This window comes from Polaromonas sp. P4_F4 (assembly GCF_056401355.1).
Genome location: NZ_JBFUJO010000019.1, coordinates 39,984 through 58,728 on the forward strand (window position 1 = coordinate 39,984; position 18,745 = coordinate 58,728).

An 18,745-nucleotide genomic window follows, 5' to 3' on the forward strand; every position below is an offset into this window, starting at 1 on the left:
ATGGCCGCCAGGACGGGGCTCCATCGCAGAGGAGGCGACCCCGAAGGATCTCCAGAAGGACGGCGCCCCTGAGTCACGCGGCAGGCTTACTTCAGCAGCCCCTTGGACTTCAGGAAATCTGAAGCCACTTTTTTGGCATCCTGCCCGTCAAGCTGAATCTTCGCGTTCAATGCCTGCAGGGTCGGACCGTCCAGCACCTTGAACACCGGGGCCAGTACGTCCCTGATTTTCGGATTTTTCTTGAGCGCTTCTTCCCGAATGATGGGCGTGGGCGCGTAAATGGGCTGAACGCTCTTTGGGTCTTCCATGATCACCAGGCCCAGCGCAGCCACCGCGCCATCTGTGCCATAGGCCATGGCGGCGTTCACGCCGGAGGTTTTTTCGGCTGCCGCGCGTATCGTGACTGCCGTATCACCGCCAGCCAGCGTCAGAATTTGGTCGGGCTTGAGTTTGAAGCTGTATGCAGTCTGAAAGGCAGGCAAAGCATCAGAGCGCTCGACAAACTCGGCCGATGCCGCGAGCTTGAACTGCCCGCCCCCCGTGATCCACTTGCCCAAGTCGTCCAGGGTCTTGAGCTTGTTGGCGGTCGCCACCTCTTTGCGAACGGCAATCGCCCAGGTGTTGTTGGCCGGTGAGGGCTCGAGCCAGACGATTTTGTTTTTGTCGTAGTCCAGCGTCTTGACACGCTCGTAGCCCGCCTTGGCGTTCTTCCAGACCGGACTGGATTCTTCCGAGAAGATAAAAGCGCCGTTGCCGGTGTACTCCGGGTAAAGATCAATTTCGCCGGCCGTGATGGCGCCGCGCACGACCTTGGTGTTTCCCAGCGAGGCTTTGTTTTCAGTCTTGATGCCGTTGGCCTCCAGCGCCAGGACAATCATGTTGCCCAGCAGCTTTCCCTCGGTGTCGATTTTGGAGCCGACCCGAACTGGTGCCGCTCCCTGCGCCAGCACCCCGCCTGCCGCCAGAGCACCGACCAGCAGCATGGCGGCCCTGCGTTGGATTGATTTCATGGTGAGTACTCCCAAAAGTGGACGAAGAGGATTTGACGATACCTCAGACTGACCGGCCTCGGCTAGTGGGCTGTAACGATTGAATCGAAAGCGCCCTACGCAGGGAGCAGTGCCCCTTACCCTGAACGTTGAAAACAGACGATCTGGTTTTAGTTCGAATTAACCATCAACGGCTGCCAGCGCCCCCCGAACCTTGGCAATGAAAGACCGGCAGACGGGCAGACAAACGGCTGGGGAAGCCGTGATCGATGCTGACTCAGGAGTTTTGACTATTCAGCAAAAAGTATCGCTATAGCCCATATAAATCGGGAACATTAAGCTATTTAATTGATAGCGAACCCGGAATTTTTGATACGACTGGCCTCAGGGAATCAAGCCCATCGCATGCATATAGGCGGGGTGCAACATGAGCTCGTCCCACTCGTGAGCCGGCGTCGCTGGCAGCAAATCAAGCCTGCGCATTTCGCTGGACTCCAAGGCCTCCCACTGCCCTTTGACCAGCGCCTCGGCCATGCCGTCAAGCAGTTCATCGACTGGTTTGCCATCCCCCACGGACTGGTTGCACAGCAGCACCATGTCGCAACCGGCGTTGAGGGCCGTGACCGCCGCCTCGGTGTAGCTGACTTGCCTGCCGTCAATCAGGCGCGCACCGGCCATGCTCAGGTCGTCGCTGAAAATCGCACCGCCAAAGCCAAGCTGGCCACGCAGGATGAATGTCAGCCATTTTTCCGAAAACCCCGCCGCTCTAGCATCGACCTTGGGGTAAATCACATGCGCCGGCATCACGCTGGTCAGCGTGGTGTTGAGCCATTCATAAGGCGCGGCATCGTCGGCGAGGATGGCCTTGAGGCTGCGCTTGTCGACCGGGATGTCGGTGTGGGAATCGGCCTTCACAAACCCATGTCCCGGGAAATGCTTGCCGCAGTTGGTCATGCCGCTTTGCAGCAGGCCATGCATCAGGCTTTTGGCCAGCAGGCTGACCACGCGCGGGTCCCGGCCAAAGGCGCGATCGCCGATGACGCCGCTTTCGCCCCAATCCAGGTCCAGCACCGGCGTGAAACTGAAGTCCACGCCGCAGGCACGCAGTTCGGCGCCCAGCACATAGCCACAGGCGGTGGCCGCGTTGGTGGCGGCCAGCTGGTCTTTCATCCACAGGGCACCCAGGGCTCGCATGGGCGGCAGGTGGGTAAAACCGTCGGTCCGGAAGCGCTGGACACGGCCCCCTTCATGGTCGACGCAAATCAGCAAATCCTGGCGAATGCGCTTGATGTCGGCACACAGGGCCGTCAGTTGCTGGCGGTCCTTCCAGTTACGGCCGAACAGAATGATGCCCCCTGTCAGCGGGTGCTTCAGGCGCCGGCGGTCGGCCTTGGTGAGGGACAGGCCCGCAATGTCGATGATCAGGGGAGCGTGCTGGGTCATGGGAAATATTTCAAGGTTGCCACTTCAGGGTTGCTATTTAATTGATAGCTGCCTGCTCAAATATCACATAGCTAAAAGGCATTTTTCTCTACTACGCAAAAGCTGGCCGCGTACTCGTTCTCGTCGGTCACGCTGACATGCACGCTCAGCTGACGGGTTTCAAACCAGTCCTTGAGCGCACCGTGCAACACAATCTCGGGCTTGCCGCTGGCCGCTTTGGAAATTTCACAATGGCGCCAGGTCATGGGCATGCGCATGCCCAACCCAATCGCCTTGCTGAAAGCCTCCTTGGCTGAAAACCGCGTGGCCAGGTAGCGAACGCCGCGATCGGGCCAGCGCACGCTGCGCTCTTTCCATGTGGCCAACTCGGCATCGCTGAGGATTTTTTGCGCAAAGCGCTCACCATGGCGCTCCAGGCTGGCACGAATGCGGCGCACGTCGCAGATGTCGGTACCCACTCCGTAAATCATCAGGACGTCACTGCAAAGGCTTCGTCAATACAGCGCAGGTAATCTTTCACGGTTGCGGTGTAGCCCAACTCCAGCGCATCGGCTATCAGGGCGTGGCCGATCGAGACCTCCTGCACGCCAGGCACTGCGCGCAGAAACGCAGTCAGGTTGTCACGGTTCAGGTCATGGCCGGCGTTTATACCCAAATTCAAAGCCGCTGCCGCCCGGGCGGCGCTGGAAAACCGGTTGAGCGCTTCCATTCTTTCCGTGCCTGACGAGGCCCGGGCGTAGCTTTCGGTGTAAAACTCCACCCGGTCGGCCCCCACCGCCTTGACAGCGGCCATGGCTTCGGCAACGGGGTCCATGAACAGGCTCACGCGCACCCGGCGGGCATGGGCCTGCTCGATCAGGGGCTGCAAGCGGTCGGCATCGGCGGGAAACGTCCAGCCATGGTCGCTGGTGAACTGGTCTTCGCTGTCGGGCACAAATGTGCATTGATGCAGCGGCAAGCCCCGCGCCGTCAGGTCACGCACAAAATTCATCAGGTTCTGGAAGGGATTGCCTTCAATATTGAACTCGCGGTCAGGCCAGTCCTTCATGAGGGCCGCGAGTTCGTACACATCATCGGGTCGAATATGCCGCTCGTCCGGCCGTGGGTGTACCGTGATGCCCTGGGCGCCCGCTTCCAGGCACAGCTCTGCGGCACGCAGCACGCTCGGAATATCGATATGCCGCGTGTTGCGAAGCAGCGCGACTTTGTTGATATTGACCGAAAGGGCGGTCTTGTGAACGCCCGAGGGTGCGGGTGGATGGTCAGTGTGGCGAAAAAGGGGCATGGCGGTATTGGGCTGTTAGAGGGCCTGCAGGTCCATCATCATTTGCCGGGTTTTCAGGACCTTCACACCGCAATGGTAGTGCAGCAGCGCACGCAGCTGGGTTTTAAGTTCATTGAGCCCGGGAATGCAGGCCCGCACCGTGTCGGAAAACAGGGCATTGTCGCCCAGCGCCTGCTGCAACGCCGTCCATTGCTCGCCGGTCAGACTGCTGCGGTCGTCGTCATGGGCCTGCCTGAGGCCGGCTTCCGCCACCAGCACGTAGCGGGTCTGGGGCGCCAGCGGCGCCAGCGTGGCCGTTTCCGCATCCAGCAGGGGCAACAGGCCAATATCACGCAGCAAACGCAGCTCAAAGGCCCGCAAGGCCAGCTGCAGCGTGTCTGTACTCTGGGTAGCCAGCAGCTGCACGGTGGCCGAATAGGCGTCAAAAAGCACCGGGTGCGGGTCGTCGCGGGCCAGCAGGCGCATCAGCAGCTCATTCAGGTAGTAACCCGACAGCAGGGCGTCGCCGGTGGGCATGACATGGCCGCCCTGCCACTCCGCGCTTTTCAGGGTCCGGATTTCGGCATCACCGCCAAAGGCAACATGCAAAGGCTGCAAGGGAAGCAAAATCGGCCGGAAGCTGGAGCTGGGTTTTTTGGCCCCGCGCGCCACCAGGGCCACCCGTCCATACTGGCGGGTAAAGACTTCCAGGATCAGGCTGGACTCGCTCCAGTCGTAGCGGTGCAGGACGTAAGCGGGTTCGTCACCTATACGTTTGGTAGCCATAGATGTCAGGCAGGAGACCCACAGCGAACCGCCACGTCGGCAATAAGCGACCGTGAGGGCTTCCCGTCCAGCCAGGGCCGCGGAACCGGCTTCGCCGGGCCGCAGGCGCAGCGCCCCCTCGGGGGGCAGGGAGCTACACGCAGTGAGCGACCGTGGGGGCTCAGTTCCCCGCGGAACCGGCTTAGCCGGGCCGCAGGCGCAGCGGCCCCCTCGGGGGGCAGCGCAGTACGCGAAGCGACAAGCGTGGGGGCCTCATTCATACCCGAAGGTCTTGACCCGGGCCTCGTCGTCCGCCCAGCCCGAACGCACCTTGACCCAGATCTCCAGAAACACCTTGTTGCCGGTGAGCGTTTCCAGCTCATGCCGGGATTCGGTACCGATTCGCTTGAGCTTTTCGCCCTTCTCGCCAATCACCATGCCCTTGTGGCCGTCGCGCTCCACGACGATGGTGGCAGCAATCCTGCGCAGGTTGCCCTCTTCTTCATATTTGTCAATGATCACCGTGGAGGTGTAAGGCAACTCGTCGCCGGTCAGGCGAAACAGCTTTTCGCGAATGATCTCGGCGGCCATGAAACGGTCGCTGCGATCGGTCAGCTCGTCGGCGCGGTACATCCAGGGCTGCGCCGGCAAATACTTCTCGCAGATGCCAAACAGCCGCTCAATATCCTTGGCATTGTTGGCCGACATGGGCACAAACTCGGCAAAATTATGCCGTTCCTGCATGGAGCGCAGCCAAGGCGCAATCTCGGCCCGGCGATGGATCAGGTCAAACTTGTTGGCCAGCAGGATGGCCGGTGTTTTTTCGGGCAGCAGGGCCAGCACCTTGGCATCGGCCAGGTTGAACTGGCCGGCTTCCACCACAAAAACAATCAGGTCCACGTCGTTGACGGCGCCCACCACCGTGCGGTTCAACGAACGGTTCAAGGCATTGCCGTGCCGGGTCTGGAAACCCGGGGTGTCCACAAACACAAACTGCGTGGCCTCCACGGTGCGCACACCGGTGATACGGTGGCGTGTGGTTTGTGCCTTGCGGGAGGTGATGCTGATTTTCTGGCCCACCAGTGCATTGAGCAAAGTGGATTTACCCACGTTGGGTTTGCCGACAATGGCAATTAGGCCGCAGCGCTGCGCGTCGACGGGCGGGGTGTCTGCAGCAGCCCCCGCTGCAGCACGCGATGACAAGGCCTGGGCCAGCATGGCATCCAGCGCGTCAGGGCCCTGCGCCTCGTCAGCGGGCAATTCAAGCGATATATTTGCCGGCTTCTTCGGCTCTTTTTTACCTGTACTCATGGTCTCTCAATGGTGTTGGACGGGCGCGGCTGCGACGCCGAGTCAGGAATCCAGGGTTTTGACGTACATCAGCATGGCGGCGGCCGCAGCCTGCTCACCGGCCCGGCGCGAGCCACCGATGCCGCGTTCCGCCCGGCCGTACTCGGTGATTTCACACTCCACATCAAATGTCTGCTTGTGAGCGGCACCCAACGTGCCCACCACCCGGTAAATGGGGAGGTTCATTTTGCGCCCTTGCAACCACTCCTGCAATTCGGTTTTCGGGTCCTTGCCGATGGCCTGCATCTGCGGGTTGATTTCCATATCCTTGAACAGGCGCCGTACCAGCTGGTCGGCCTTGTCGAAGCCGGCATCCAGGTAGACAGCACCTATTACCGCCTCCAGCGCATCAGCCAGAATGGACGGCCGCTTCTGCCCACCCGAGCGGGCTTCGCCCTCACCAAGCCGCACCATATCGGGCAAACCCAGCGTCAAAGCCAGTTTGTGCAGGGTATCCTGCTTGACAAGGTTGGCGCGCACGCGGGACAGGTCGCCTTCGGGCAACTCGCTCAATTGCTCGTACAGCAGACTGGCCACTGCGAGGTTCAATACAGAGTCGCCCAGAAACTCGATCCGCTCATTGTGGTCAGCGGAAAAGCTGCGATGCGTGAGTGCCTGCGCCAGCAGTTTGGGATTGGAAAACTCGTGCTGCAGGCGTTTTTGCAGTGCCAGCAGGTCTGGGCTTGAGGTGGCGCTGGCTCTCACTTATTTGGATCGGCCGTTGTACTTCAGCAGCAGGTAAGCGGGACCTGCCATGTGGATTTCACGGGTATAGGCGAAAGCCACCACGGTCTTGTCGCCCTCTTTCGTGACCTCAAGATCCCTGCCGGCAATCGATTTGATGTCGTCAATCGCCGCGGCTTTGTCAAAAATGGACTTCACTTCAGCCACCGTATTGCCTTCCTTGGCCTTGCTGGCAGCTTTGTTGATGGCCTGAAATTCGATCAGGGTTGGCACGACCTGGGCCGCCAGGATACCGCCACAACCAATCACGCCACCGACAAACAAAATGCCAATGAAGGAAATGCCGCGTTGCTGATGTTTCATTTTTTCTCCTGCTCTGGCCGGGTAGCCCTGTAGGTGACCGCTTGACCACCCCCGGGCGCCTACCCCATGCCGCAATTACTGAAAAGAACCAATGCGTTTGAGGTTGCCAAAGTTCATCCAGACAAAAAAGGCCTTGCCCACGATGTTTTTCTCGGGGACAAAGCCCCAATAGCGGGAATCCAGCGAATTATCGCGGTTGTCGCCCATCATGAAGTAGTGCCCTTCCGGCACCTTGCAAACCACGCCCTCGCTACTGTAACGGCAATTTTGCTTGAACGGAAAATCCTCGGCACCGGCAACAAAGGCCGGCCGGTCGTCGTCATTGAGCAGGCGGTATGTCCGTCCGCCATTGGTTTCCTGATACTGCTTGGCATAGCGCAGCGCATCCTCATCGAAAAAATCGGCCAACGGCACCTTGGACACAGGTTTGCCGTTGATGGTGAGTTTCTTGTTGAGGTAAGCCACCTCGTCACCGGGCACACCCACAACCCGCTTGATGTAGTCCAGGCTGGGCTTGGGAGGGTAGCGAAACACCATGACATCGCCGCGCTGCGGGCTGTGGTTGTCAAACAGCTTGGTGTTGATCACGGGCAGGCGCACGCCGTAGTGGAATTTGTTGACCAGAATCAGGTCATTGATGAGCAGGGTCGGGATCATGGAGCCCGACGGAATCTTGAATGGCTCAAACAGAAAGGAACGCAGCAGAAAAACCACCACAATCACCGGGAACAGGCCGGCGGTCCAGTCCAGCCACCAGGGCTGCATGATGAGCCTGGTTCTGGCTTCGCTGATATTGCTGTCGACCTGGTTGATGCCCATTTTGGCCAGTTCGGCCTGGCGTTTGGCGGCGGTCTGTTCAAGCACGGCAACCGCTTTGTGCCGCTGCGGCAGAAAATAAAACCGCTCCGCAAGCCAGTAAATGCCGGTGACCACGGTCGCCAGGAAAAGCAGCAGCGAGAAGTTGCCCTCCACTGCGCCCAGATACCAGGCAGCCCCGTAGCCGACAAACGCCGCCAGCACCAGGGCGGTGATGGAACTCATGGTGTTGCGCATTATTCTTCTACCTGCAATATGGCGAGGAAAGCCTCTTGGGGCACCTCCACCGAACCGATTTGTTTCATGCGCTTTTTACCCGCTTTTTGTTTTTCGAGAAGCTTGCGTTTGCGCGAAATATCTCCGCCGTAACACTTGGCGATCACGTTTTTCCGCAGCGCCTTGATTGTCTCACGCGCAATAATATTGGCGCCGATGGCCGCCTGGATGGCGACGTCGAATTGCTGACGCGAAATGATTTCGCGCATTTTGGCCACCACCGCCCGGCCCCGGTAGGCGGACTGGCTGCGGTGAACGATGATGGACAGCGCATCCACCTTCTCGCCATTGAGCAAAATGTCCACCTTCACCACGTCGGAGGCCCGGAACTCCTTGAATTCGTAGTCCATCGACGCGTAGCCGCGCGAAACCGATTTGAGCTTGTCAAAGAAATCCAGCACGATCTCGCCCAGCGGCATCTCATAGGTCAGCATGACCTGCTTGCCGTGGTAGGCCATGTTCAGCTGCACCCCGCGCTTGAGGTTGGCCAGCGTCATGACGGCGCCGACATAGTCCTGCGGCATGTACAGGTGCACGGTCACGATGGGCTCGCGAATCTCCGTGACCCTGCCGGCATCGGGGATTTTGGAGGGATTTTCAACCTTGATGATCTCGCCATCGGCCTTGAGCACCTCATACACCACGCTGGGCGCCGTCGTGATCAGGTCCTGGTCGAACTCCCGCTCCAGCCGCTCCTGGACAATCTCCATGTGGAGCAGGCCCAGGAAGCCGCAGCGAAAACCAAAGCCGAGGGCCTGGCTGACTTCCGGCTCGTAATGCAGCGAGGCGTCGTTGAGCTTGAGTTTTTCCAGCGCATCGCGCAGGGAGTCGTACTCGCTGGCCTCGGTCGGGTAGAGCCCGGCAAACACCTGGGGCTGGATTTCCTTGAAGCCGGGCAACGCTTCCGTCGCCGTGAAAGCCGCACCACCCGTGCCGGGTTTGATCAGGGTCACGGTATCGCCCACGCGCGCCGCCTGCAGCTCCTTGATACCCGCAATCACAAAGCCCACCTCACCGGCCTCCAGCGACTGGCGCGGCTCGGTGTGCGGCGTGAAGACGCCCAGTTGCTCTGCGTTGTACATGGCTTCGCTGGCCATGAGCTTGATGCGGTCGCCTTTGGCCAGGCGCCCGTCCACCACACGCACCAGCATGACGACGCCCACGTACGCGTCGTACCAGCTGTCGATGATCATGGCGCGCAAGGCACCGTCCGGATTGCCCTGTGGCGGCGGCACCCTGGCGATCACGGCTTCCAGAATTTCGTCTATGCCCATGCCGGTCTTGGCGCTGCAGGGGATGGCATCGGTTGCATCAATGCCGATCACGTCCTCGATTTCCTGCTTGGCATTCTCGGGGTCGGCCTGCGGCAAATCCATCTTGTTCAAGACGGGCACCACCTCCACACCGAGATCCAGCGCGGTATAGCAATTGGCGACGGTCTGCGCTTCCACACCCTGGCTGGCATCCACCACCAGCAGCGCGCCTTCGCAAGCAGACAGCGAGCGACTCACTTCATACGAGAAGTCAACGTGGCCTGGCGTGTCGATCAGATTGAGGTTGTAGACCTGGCCATCGCGTGCCTTGTATTTGAGCGCAGCGGTCTGCGCCTTGATGGTTATCCCACGCTCCTTCTCGAGATCCATTGAATCGAGAACCTGCGCACTCATCTCGCGATCCTGCAAGCCACCACAGCGCTGGATGATGCGATCTGCAAGCGTGGATTTGCCGTGATCAATGTGCGCAATGATCGAAAAATTTCTGATGTGATTCATCAACGAGAACACCTAAGTGCTTGAAAGTATTGCGAAGAGATTGCACGTCATTCGCGATGGACCATAAAAAAGGGCGCGTCGAGTAGTGACGCGCCCTGAACCAACAATCTATGGCAACTGCGATAGTTGGAACTTCATTGTAGGCAAAAAGCCAGCAGCGAACAGTCCCAAAATCTCCATATTTTTGTCGTTGCAGGCTAGCAACAGGAAACTTATACACAACTTATTCACAATTTTATACTGCTTGGCTCTGGACAACTTGTGGGCGATCTGTGGATCAGTACTGAATGGATGGAATTGATGATGAAAGCCACAGGAATCCCGGCGGTCGAGAAGCTCGATATATCAAAAAGGCACCGTAGCTCTACGGCATTCTACTCAAACTCATCATTGGATCGTTTAATTTTGTGAGTGAGTACTAACAAATTTAAAGATGATCTACCCAAAATATATTTTTTTGAAGACGCCCAAAAAACAGTATCTGGTGTGGAAAAACCCCCAACCCTGGCGGGGTATGGGGGTCTTTCATGCCTGTAGCGGGAGGGGCAACAGCGTAGCGAGGCCCTTGCCGCGAGGCAAACTCAAACCATTAACGCGCCGGCCGGATCAACACAAACTGCGCCAGTTCTCCCCGGCGAAACAGCACATTGACCGGCTTGCTCTTGTCAATTTTTGCGAGCGCAGTCTCGAACTCCTTGACGTTTGCGATTTCGGAGTTGGCAATGGCGACGATCACATCACCTTCGCGAAGTCCTGCACGGGCTGCTCCAGCCTCTGCGCTGTCTACCCGGACCCCGCCCTTGATCTTGAGTTCCTTTTTCTGTGCATCCGGCAGGTCGCTCACCACCAGGCCCAAAGCCTGTGCAGGGCCGGCGACCGGCGGTTTGGATTCCGGTGACGAGGCCTTGCGAAGGGGCTTCTCTGCCTCCACCTCCGCGATGACCACCGGCAAATCCTTGGTGGCACCCCGCCTGAAGACGGTCACCACCGCCTTGGTGCCGGGCTTCACATTGCCGACCATGCGCGGAAGATCACTGGATTTTTCGATCTGCTTGCCGTCGAACTTGATGATGATGTCGCCGGCTTCCACGCCTGCCTTTTCTGCAGGTGCACCAGCCTCCACGCCTCTGACCAGCGCCCCCCGGGGGCTGCCCAGACCGATGGACTCGGCCACTTCCTTGCTGACCTGATCGATCTGCACCCCGATGCGTCCACGCGTTACCCGGCCGCTGCTGCGCAGTTGGTCTGAAACACGCGTGGCCTCGTCAATCGGGATGGAAAACGAAATGCCCTGAAAGCCGCCAGAACGTGAATAGATCTGGCTGTTGATACCCACGACTTCCCCGCGCATGTTGATCAGGGGCCCACCCGAGTTGCCGGGGTTGATGGCCACATCGGTCTGGATGAACGGCAGGTAGTCACCGGTATCGCGCTGCTTGGCGCTAACAATACCCGCCGTCACGGTATTTTCAAGGCCGAATGGTGAGCCGATGGCCATCACCCATTCGCCCACCTTCAGACGGTTGATGTCGCCAATTTTCACGGCCGGCAGCCCGCTTGCCTCGATCTTGACCACCGCCACATCGCTGCGCTTGTCCGCGCCGATGATTCTGGCCTTGAATTCGCGCTTGTCGGTCAGCGTGACGATCACTTCATCGGCGCCTTCCACCACATGGGCATTGGTCATGACAAAGCCGTCTCCCGTGAGGATGAAGCCGGAGCCCACACCGCGCGGCTGCTCTTCGTCGGGCTGGGGCTGGCCGCGGTCGGGACGCGGCGTGCGCGGCAGATTGGGCGGCACGGGAATCCCGAAACGCCGGAAAAATTCCAGCATTTGCTCATCCACGCTTCCGGCGCCCGAAGCCTTGACTTTTTCTATCGTGCGGATGTTCACCACCGAGGGTCCAACCTGGTCAACCAGATCGGTGAAGTCGGGCAGCGCGCGGACCTGCGCCCATGCAGGGGCAGCAGGCAACACCACTGTGGCGGTCACCACGCCCAGCAGACCTGCGAGCAGACAGGAGCGCAGGGGTTTCCAGTTCAATTCAAGCATCATCGGCCTCGTCGTAAATGTTGGTAATCAGGCATGCAAAACTTGTGGGAAGGAAATAGGAATACCAGAGAAAAAGACAATACGGACAACATGCGGCGCCTGCGCCCTGTGGGAAAAATTTTCCAGCAACAACGCCCCTCACAGGCACTGTCTACTTTTTTCGCTCCAGTCCATTGGCAAAATGGCGCAGGGTTGCCATGGGAACTTCACCCATGATGGTTACCCAGTAAGCGTCCAGTTGCCGGGTCAGCGTCTGGGTGGCCCCCAGTGACAGGCTGGATTCCTTCTCATGGCGTTGCCGGTCATAGGGTTCCACAAAGATGGAGACGGAGGCAAGCCCGTCGGAGAAAATCCATTGCAGAGGCTCGGCACCTGGCGCGGCGCTCGCCGCGGGGCGCTTGTAGCAGCTCATGGGTTTAAACCCGGCAACAGGCGCTTTGAGCACCCAGCCTTCGGCGCTGGCCGTGGTCTTCACCATCACAGGCTTCTCAACGCGATAGCCGTCCACCTTGCCCATCATCTGGATAAGCTGGTCCATTTTGACCGGCGCATCGAGTTGCAGCTCCGAAAACGCGGCCTGCTCGAGCACCTTGCCGTCAGCGTCCAGGGTCTGCAACTTCACCACCAGGCCCTTTTTTTGCTCGGTCCAGATACGGTAGCCAAAACGCATGCTGTCCTTGGGAACCAGCATCACGACGTCCGCTTCGACGCCGGCCACCCGCTCTACGCCGTCATGCCGCATCTTGTAGAAATCGGCAATGCGGCTGTCGGTTGACTGGAGCAACTCGGGAAACATGCCCAGCGATTCCCGTTTTTCGCTGCGCACCACCTTGTGGTCGGGCATGAATGTAACGACCTGATCGTTGTGCCGGAAGATAGAGCGCGGCGCCCCGGTCAGGGTTTCAACCCTTTCCACCTGCTGGTTGCCTTCGCAGACATGCCAGACTTTTGCGCTCGACATGGCGCCACCCGACGAAACAACAAAGGTCCCAATATAGGAGCGTTTTTTGGAGGCCTCGTGCATGCGCATCAACCAGTCATTGACGCTTCTGGATTCCGCCGCCGTGGCAGGCGTGGACGCCGTGGCCGGCGAAGGCACCTGGGCCGCTACATAATTGATAGCGGCGAGTGGCCAAACAAAAAAGGCCACAAGGCGATAAGTCTTGAAATTCATGGTTGTTTTGAAGGCTCTGCCGCAGCAAAAGCTCATTCAACGCCCTGCATTCTGAGGCGTTTCAAAGGTGGCGTTTCGCAAAAACCCCGACGGCACCTGCAAGGCGGATGCACCACCCAACTGCTTGTGTGCGGTCAGCAACTCCTCCAGCCGGGCATCGCGCACTATCGGACCCTGCGGTGAAGCCACCAGCACCTGCTGAGCCGGGCCTTGGGCAAGCTGCGGTGCAGCATCAGGCATCAGCAGGCCCGAGGAGTTCCACGCGATGGCGGAAATGGCTGCCAGGGAAGCAAAGCCGGCCACCCACTTCCAGGGCAGCATGCTGTCATTGGATGCCGCGCCGCGGTGGTGGACCACGTTCGCACCAGTTTTTCCCCTGGCTTGCGCCGCTGAATCAAGTGCAACAGGCTGGTGGCGCGCCCGAAGCAACGGCTCTTGTGGCTCTTGCGAAAGGCGCTGGTTCAACCGACCCAGAAAGGCCAGGTCCGCCACGGGCGCCACGGGCGCAGGGGATCGCAACACCTCGCCAATCAAATGGTAAGCGGCCCAGCTGGAAAACGCAGATTCGTCGTGCTGGCAGGCCTGCAGTGCGGCGGCAAAGTCCTCACCGCCCAGCTGGCCATCGGCCAGGGCAGACATGAGTTCACTGGTTTGCATAGACGGTTTCATGATGTTCATGGGCAGTGGGCATGCCGGTTTATTAAAGGGCTTTACAGGCTGAAAGAAGGGCGTTATTCATTCATTGGTTCAATAGTGATTCAACAAGGCTCTTGACATGGATACCAGCCAACAACTACCAGCATCACCAGCGCTTGCCTGACTGGTTTTCCAGCAAGGGCTTGACTTTCCCAGAGATCGCTTCACGCGCCCTGAAAATACGGGACCGCACTGTGCCAATGGGGCAATTCATGGCCTCCGAGATTTCTTCATAGCTCAACCCTTCGATTTCGCGCAAGGTGATGGCCTGACGAAGCTCTTCCGGCAAGGCCTCCATAGCCGCGTTGACCATTTCCGCAATTTCCTTGCTTGCCAACACGGCATCCGGCGTTTCCGAGCTAGTTAGTTCGTTTTCCAGCGGGGAAGTTTCATCGTCCTCTCCGGATTTAAAGGAATTTTCGGAAACGGTGGGATCCCGCTTGAGATCCATCAGGGCTTTTTTGGCGGTGTTGACCGCGATCCGGTAGAGCCAGGTGTAGAACTGGGCTTCGCCCCTGAACTGCGCCAAGGCCCGGTAAGCCCTGATAAACGTCTCCTGGGCGATGTCTTCCACCAGATCCACATCGCGCACCATGCGCCCTATGAGGCGCTGAATGCGGCGCTGGTACTTGATCACCAGCAGCTCAAAGGCCTTTTGGTCCCCGGCCACGGCGCGCTCGACCAGCATGGCGTCGCTGTCAGCCGCTTTTTCGGATTGCCGGGGTGTCAGGTCCTCAGTCATGGCTTTATCCGTGTGGCATCAACAGGAAGCTCATGGCCCGATACTGCCACAGCCGGCAGCGGCTCTGCAGGCATCCCGTCCAATGAGCGGGAAGAGCCTGCCGGCTTGTGCGGGGAATATACCGCCCGGCGCAGGTCCAGCCAGCGCTCTGGCAACACCCTTCGCTCCGCCCAAAGCCAGAGTCCGGCACGCGCCGGATTCTGAAGCCGGAGCAGTAGCATGTGCTGGAAATCAGCAATCACCGAGAGTTCGTACCCGGCAACGCCCGCCTGGTAAGCCTGGCTTTCCCAGTGCCACACCTCGCCGTCCCATGCCAGCCGGCCAGAGGGTACTTTTTTCCAGCCAACCCATGCCAGGGCGCCCGCACCGCATACCGCTGCAACGACCAGTGCCATCCGCCAACCAGATTGACGGACAAGGTGAAACCAAAATAAAACCAGCAACACACCCGCCAGCCACAGACCCAGCAATAGCCAGCCCTGAAAACGCGAACGCCCCAGCGGATAGACAACCGGCGGGGCGTTGTGGGTGATCAAGACAGTCAGTGCGGTGCTTGGGCGCGTGCTTGAAAAGGTGGAAACAGGGCGACGTCAGGCGCGCTTGAAAACCAGCGTACCGTTGGTGCCGCCGAATCCAAAATTGTTTTTCACCGCAATTTCAATGTTGGCGTCGCGCGCCACGTTGGCGCAGTAGTCCAGGTCGCACTCGGGATCCTGGTTGAAAATGTTGATGGTGGGGGGGATCTTCTGGTGATGCAATGCCAGCACGGTGAACACCGACTCAATGCCACCGGCGCCGCCCAGCAGGTGGCCTGTCATCGATTTGGTCGAACTGACCACCATGTTCTTCGCATGGCTGCCAAATGCCGCCTTGATGGCGTTGGTCTCGTTCAGGTCGCCCAGCGGCGTGGAAGTTCCATGCGCGTTGAGGTACTGAACCTGATCGGCGTTGACGCCTGCATTCTTCAATGCCATGGTCATGGAACGGCACGGCCCGTTGATGTCGGGTGCGGTCATGTGATAGGCGTCAGCGCTCATGCCGAAACCGATGACTTCAGCATAAATCTTTGCGCCGCGCGCCTTCGCATGCTCGTACTCCTCGAGCACCAGAACACCACTGCCCTCGCCCAGTACAAAGCCGTCGCGGTCCTTGTCCCAGGGACGTGAAGCGGTCTTGGGGTCCTCATTGCGGGTTGACAGCGCGCGGGCTGCGGCAAAGCCGCCCACACCCAAAGGCGACACCGTCGCTTCAGCACCGCCGGCAATCATGACGTCGCAGTCGCCGTATTCGATCATGCGGGCTGACAGGCCAATGGCATGAAGGCCGGTGGTGCATGCCGTGACAACCGCGATGTTGGGCCCCTTGAAGCCAAACTTGATCGACACATGGCCGGAAATCATGTTGATGATCGACGCCGGCACAAAAAACGGGGAAACGCGACGTGGGCCGCGATTCACCAGCTCGGCATGCGTCTGCTCGATCATCGGCAAACCGCCAATGCCCGAGCCGATGTTGCAACCAATGCGGGTAGCCAGCTCGTCGCCGAGCGCATCGCCGGTAGGCAAGCCACTGTCAGCGACCGCCTGGAACGCCGCAGCCAGGCCCAGGTGAATGAAGCGGTCCATGTGCCGGGCTTCCTTCTCGGGGATGTAATCCTCGATCTTGAAGCCCTTCACCTCACCCGCGAACTTGCAGGCAAAGTTGCTTGCATCAAATTGCGTGATCAGGTCAATGCCGGGAGTTCCGGCAAGCAAATTGGCCCACGAATCAGCGACGGTATTACCTACCGGGCTGACGCAACCCAAACCTGTCACAACGACACGACGACGGCTCATTCAGTAATCCTGAAAAAAACCCGAAAAGACCCTGAACGGCCTTTCAGGTTGAATGACGGCAAAGGCAAAGGTCTGGAACCTTGGGCCTCAAGCCTTTTGATGGGTGTTGGCGTAGTCAATCGCATTCTGGACGGTGGTGATTTTCTCGGCATCTTCGTCGGGAATCTCAATGCCAAACTCGTCTTCCAGAGCCATAACCAGTTCTACGGTGTCAAGCGAGTCAGCGCCGAGATCGGCCACAAAGGCTTTTTCACTGGTGACTTGACCTTCTTCAACGCCAAGTTGCTCGGCAATGATTTTCTTAACACGTGCTTCGATATCGCTCATAGTTCCCTCTGAGGGTTGTAAATTAATCCGTGATTTTACCGCGTTAGGGTCGTTTCCCTAAGCATCAGGCCGGACGGATAAAAACCGGCCCCGATTTGATGTGTTTTACCACCGTCAACCCATGCTCCTCATGAGGCAGGCTGAGCGGCTACATGTACATGCCGCCGTTGACATGAATTTCCTGCCCTGTGATGTAGGCCGCTTGCGGACTGGCCACAAAAGCCACAGCATGCGCAATATCCTGCGGCTTGCCGAGATGGCCCAGCGGAATTTGCCCCAGCAGCGCTTTTTGCTGCTCTTCAGGCAGGCTGGCCGTCATGTCGGTCTCGATAAAGCCCGGCGCCACGCAGTTGACCGTGATGTTGCGCGAGCCCAGTTCGCGCGCCAATGCTCGCGTCATGCCTGCCACACCCGCCTTGGCGGCGGCGTAATTGGACTGCCCCGCGTTGCCTGATGCACCCACCACCGACGTAATGCTGATGATGCGGCCATAACGCTGCTTCATCATGATGCGCATCACGGCGCGGCTCATGCGAAACACCGCCTTGAGATTGGTGTCGAGCACCGCATCCCAATCGTCGTCCTTCAGGCGCATGGCCAGCATGTCACGCGTGATTCCGGCATTGTTGACCAGCACCTGCAGGCCGCCGTGTTCCCGGACGATGCTGTCTATTAACGCCTCGGCCGCCGCAGCATCATTCACATTCAGGTTCTTGCCGGCACAACCGGGGAAAGTGGCAAGGACCTGGCTGATTTTGGCCGCACCTTCATCACTGGTGGCCGTACCGATGACCTTCAGGCCCTTCTGGGCCAGCTCCAGCGCAATGGCGGCGCCTATGCCGCGCGACGCACCGGTGACCAGTGCAACCTGTCCTTCAAACTTGACTTCATTCATGCCAGCATCTCCTTCACGTCTGCCATTGAGGCCGGGTCAAACAGGGGCACGCCCGTCAATTCCGGGTCTATTCTTTTGACCATACCGGCCAGCACCTTGCCCGGCCCGCACTCGACAACCGTCGTCAACCCGCGCGCCTTGATGGCCTGGACACACTCGACCCAGCGCACCGGCCCGAAAGCCTGCTTGTAAAGCGCTGCGCGAATGCGATCGGCATCCGTCTCTACCGCCACGTCGATATTGTTGATGACGGGAATCAGCGGGGCCGCGAAATCGATGGCAGCGAGTTTTTCCCTGAGTTTTTCGGCGGCCGGTTTCATCAGGCTCGAATGAAACGGCGCCGACACCGGCAGGGGCAAGGCCCGCTTCGCGCCGTTGGCTTTCAGCACCTCGCAAGCCTTGTCCACCGCAGCCTTGCTGCCCGCAATGACGGTTTGCAGGGGGTCGTTGAAATTGACGGCTTCCACCACCTCATCGGTATTGAGCCCGAAGGTGCGGACCGCCTCGGCACAACCTTCGATGACCCTGGCTGCGTCCATGCCCAGAATGGCCGCCATCGCGCCCACACCCACAGGCACGGCGTCCTGCATGGCCTGGGCGCGGAAGCGCACCAGCGGCGCGGCCTGCGCCAGGGACAGCACCCCCGCAGCCACCAGCGCAGAATATTCGCCCAGCGAATGGCCAGCCACGGCGGCCGGCGCCGTGCCGGTTTCCGCCATCCACGCCCGGTAGGCGGCCACACCCGCCACCAGCATCACCGGCTGGGTGTTGGTCGTCAGGGCCAGGGCCTCCTTGGGGCCGTCCTTGATCAGCTGGCCGATATCCTGACCCAGGGCATCCGATGCTTCGATGAGTGTTTGCCGGACGACAGCATGGTCGCCCCAGGCGTCCAGCATGCCCACCGACTGCGAACCCTGACCGGGAAAAACAATAGCGAACGATTTCAAATAATTACTCCAGTTATCAAGCGGCGAACCCTGTCAGCGCCCGCCATTCTAAGAAACCCATCAGGACGGCAACCGGTCAGGCACGCCCCACCCCACCCGCCGCCATGCGGCCCGCGATTTTCGAAGCGGAAACGGCCGTCAGGTGAACGCTGCTGCGGTGGCAGGCTTGCGTCCGGCGGGGCTTTCAGGGAAGCGCCCGGCAACACCGCCTGCTGCGGTGCCGCCGCATAGCTGACGGCAGGCAGGCGGTTGGAGATTTTCCAGCCGGCCAGGACAAAGGCCGCCACCAGCAGCAGGATTGCAATGGCATCCACACGGCCTGACGGTCTGAGACTCAAACGGCCACCTGTCTGT

General features: G+C 59.5%; 20 protein-coding genes. All 20 read right to left on the reverse strand.

What is annotated here, in order from left to right:
* Window positions 1-86 precede the first annotated feature (86 nt).
* Entirely contained in the window at window positions 87-1,010 is a 924-nt protein-coding gene (osmF, locus tag AC1DUR_RS18605; protein WP_477720284.1) for a glycine betaine ABC transporter substrate-binding protein OsmF, read from the reverse strand.
* A 363-nt stretch (window positions 1,011-1,373) separates the two neighbouring features.
* A complete protein-coding gene (nagZ, locus tag AC1DUR_RS18610; RefSeq protein ID WP_477720285.1) occupies window positions 1,374-2,432 on the reverse strand; it encodes a beta-N-acetylhexosaminidase in 1,059 nt (352 codons plus the stop codon).
* A gap of 71 nt (window positions 2,433-2,503) precedes the next feature.
* Window positions 2,504-2,902, reverse strand: a complete 399-nt coding sequence (gene acpS / locus AC1DUR_RS18615) for a holo-ACP synthase (RefSeq protein WP_477720286.1) — start codon at window positions 2,900-2,902, stop codon at window positions 2,504-2,506.
* On the reverse strand, window positions 2,902-3,717 hold the full coding sequence (locus AC1DUR_RS18620; RefSeq protein ID WP_477720287.1) for a pyridoxine 5'-phosphate synthase: 816 nt from the start codon (window positions 3,715-3,717) through the stop codon (window positions 2,902-2,904). The genes acpS and AC1DUR_RS18620 overlap by 1 nt, the downstream gene beginning before the upstream one ends.
* 15 nt (window positions 3,718-3,732) lie before the next feature.
* A complete protein-coding gene (gene recO / locus AC1DUR_RS18625) occupies window positions 3,733-4,482 on the reverse strand; it encodes a DNA repair protein RecO (RefSeq protein WP_477720288.1) in 750 nt (249 codons plus the stop codon).
* Between the two features lie 252 nt (window positions 4,483-4,734).
* On the reverse strand, window positions 4,735-5,679 hold the full coding sequence (era, locus tag AC1DUR_RS18630) for a GTPase Era (RefSeq protein ID WP_477720335.1): 945 nt from the start codon (window positions 5,677-5,679) through the stop codon (window positions 4,735-4,737).
* A gap of 135 nt (window positions 5,680-5,814) precedes the next feature.
* A complete protein-coding gene (gene rnc / locus AC1DUR_RS18635; protein WP_477720289.1) occupies window positions 5,815-6,516 on the reverse strand; it encodes a ribonuclease III in 702 nt (233 codons plus the stop codon).
* Window positions 6,517-6,858, reverse strand: a complete 342-nt coding sequence (locus AC1DUR_RS18640; protein WP_477720290.1) for a DUF4845 domain-containing protein — start codon at window positions 6,856-6,858, stop codon at window positions 6,517-6,519. It lies immediately after the preceding gene.
* A 75-nt stretch (window positions 6,859-6,933) separates the two neighbouring features.
* Window positions 6,934-7,911, reverse strand: coding sequence for a signal peptidase I (gene lepB, locus AC1DUR_RS18645; RefSeq protein ID WP_477720291.1), 978 nt, complete (start codon window positions 7,909-7,911; stop codon window positions 6,934-6,936).
* Window positions 7,911-9,722, reverse strand: a complete 1,812-nt coding sequence (lepA, locus tag AC1DUR_RS18650) for a translation elongation factor 4 (protein WP_477720292.1) — start codon at window positions 9,720-9,722, stop codon at window positions 7,911-7,913. Before lepA ends, lepB begins: the two co-directional genes overlap by 1 nt.
* Window positions 9,723-10,311: 589 nt before the next feature.
* Complete coding sequence (locus tag AC1DUR_RS18655; protein ID WP_477720336.1) at window positions 10,312-11,775, reverse strand: DegQ family serine endoprotease; 1,464 nt, start codon at window positions 11,773-11,775, stop codon at window positions 10,312-10,314.
* Between the two features lie 151 nt (window positions 11,776-11,926).
* Entirely contained in the window at window positions 11,927-12,949 is a 1,023-nt protein-coding gene (locus tag AC1DUR_RS18660; RefSeq protein WP_477720293.1) for a MucB/RseB C-terminal domain-containing protein, read from the reverse strand.
* A gap of 36 nt (window positions 12,950-12,985) precedes the next feature.
* Window positions 12,986-13,606, reverse strand: coding sequence for a sigma-E factor negative regulatory protein (locus AC1DUR_RS18665; RefSeq protein ID WP_477720294.1), 621 nt, complete (start codon window positions 13,604-13,606; stop codon window positions 12,986-12,988).
* Between the two features lie 145 nt (window positions 13,607-13,751).
* Window positions 13,752-14,387 (reverse strand): RNA polymerase sigma factor RpoE, encoded by a 636-nt coding sequence (rpoE, locus tag AC1DUR_RS18670; RefSeq protein WP_477720295.1) that lies wholly within the window; start codon window positions 14,385-14,387, stop codon window positions 13,752-13,754.
* Window positions 14,384-14,923, reverse strand: a complete 540-nt coding sequence (locus AC1DUR_RS18675) for a hypothetical protein (protein WP_477720296.1) — start codon at window positions 14,921-14,923, stop codon at window positions 14,384-14,386. Before AC1DUR_RS18675 ends, rpoE begins: the two co-directional genes overlap by 4 nt.
* A gap of 54 nt (window positions 14,924-14,977) precedes the next feature.
* A complete protein-coding gene (fabF, locus tag AC1DUR_RS18680; protein WP_477720297.1) occupies window positions 14,978-16,222 on the reverse strand; it encodes a beta-ketoacyl-ACP synthase II in 1,245 nt (414 codons plus the stop codon).
* A gap of 87 nt (window positions 16,223-16,309) precedes the next feature.
* A complete protein-coding gene (gene acpP / locus AC1DUR_RS18685; protein WP_011484542.1) occupies window positions 16,310-16,549 on the reverse strand; it encodes an acyl carrier protein in 240 nt (79 codons plus the stop codon).
* A gap of 148 nt (window positions 16,550-16,697) precedes the next feature.
* Window positions 16,698-17,444 (reverse strand): 3-oxoacyl-ACP reductase FabG, encoded by a 747-nt coding sequence (gene fabG / locus AC1DUR_RS18690; RefSeq protein WP_477720298.1) that lies wholly within the window; start codon window positions 17,442-17,444, stop codon window positions 16,698-16,700.
* The gene (fabD, locus tag AC1DUR_RS18695; RefSeq protein WP_477720299.1) at window positions 17,441-18,391 is read right to left on the reverse strand and encodes an ACP S-malonyltransferase; all 951 of its coding nucleotides are present in this window, start codon (window positions 18,389-18,391) and stop codon (window positions 17,441-17,443) included. Before fabD ends, fabG begins: the two co-directional genes overlap by 4 nt.
* On the reverse strand, window positions 18,388-18,729 hold the full coding sequence (locus AC1DUR_RS18700; protein WP_477721946.1) for a hypothetical protein: 342 nt from the start codon (window positions 18,727-18,729) through the stop codon (window positions 18,388-18,390). The genes fabD and AC1DUR_RS18700 overlap by 4 nt, the downstream gene beginning before the upstream one ends.
* Window positions 18,730-18,745: the final 16 nt, after the last annotated feature.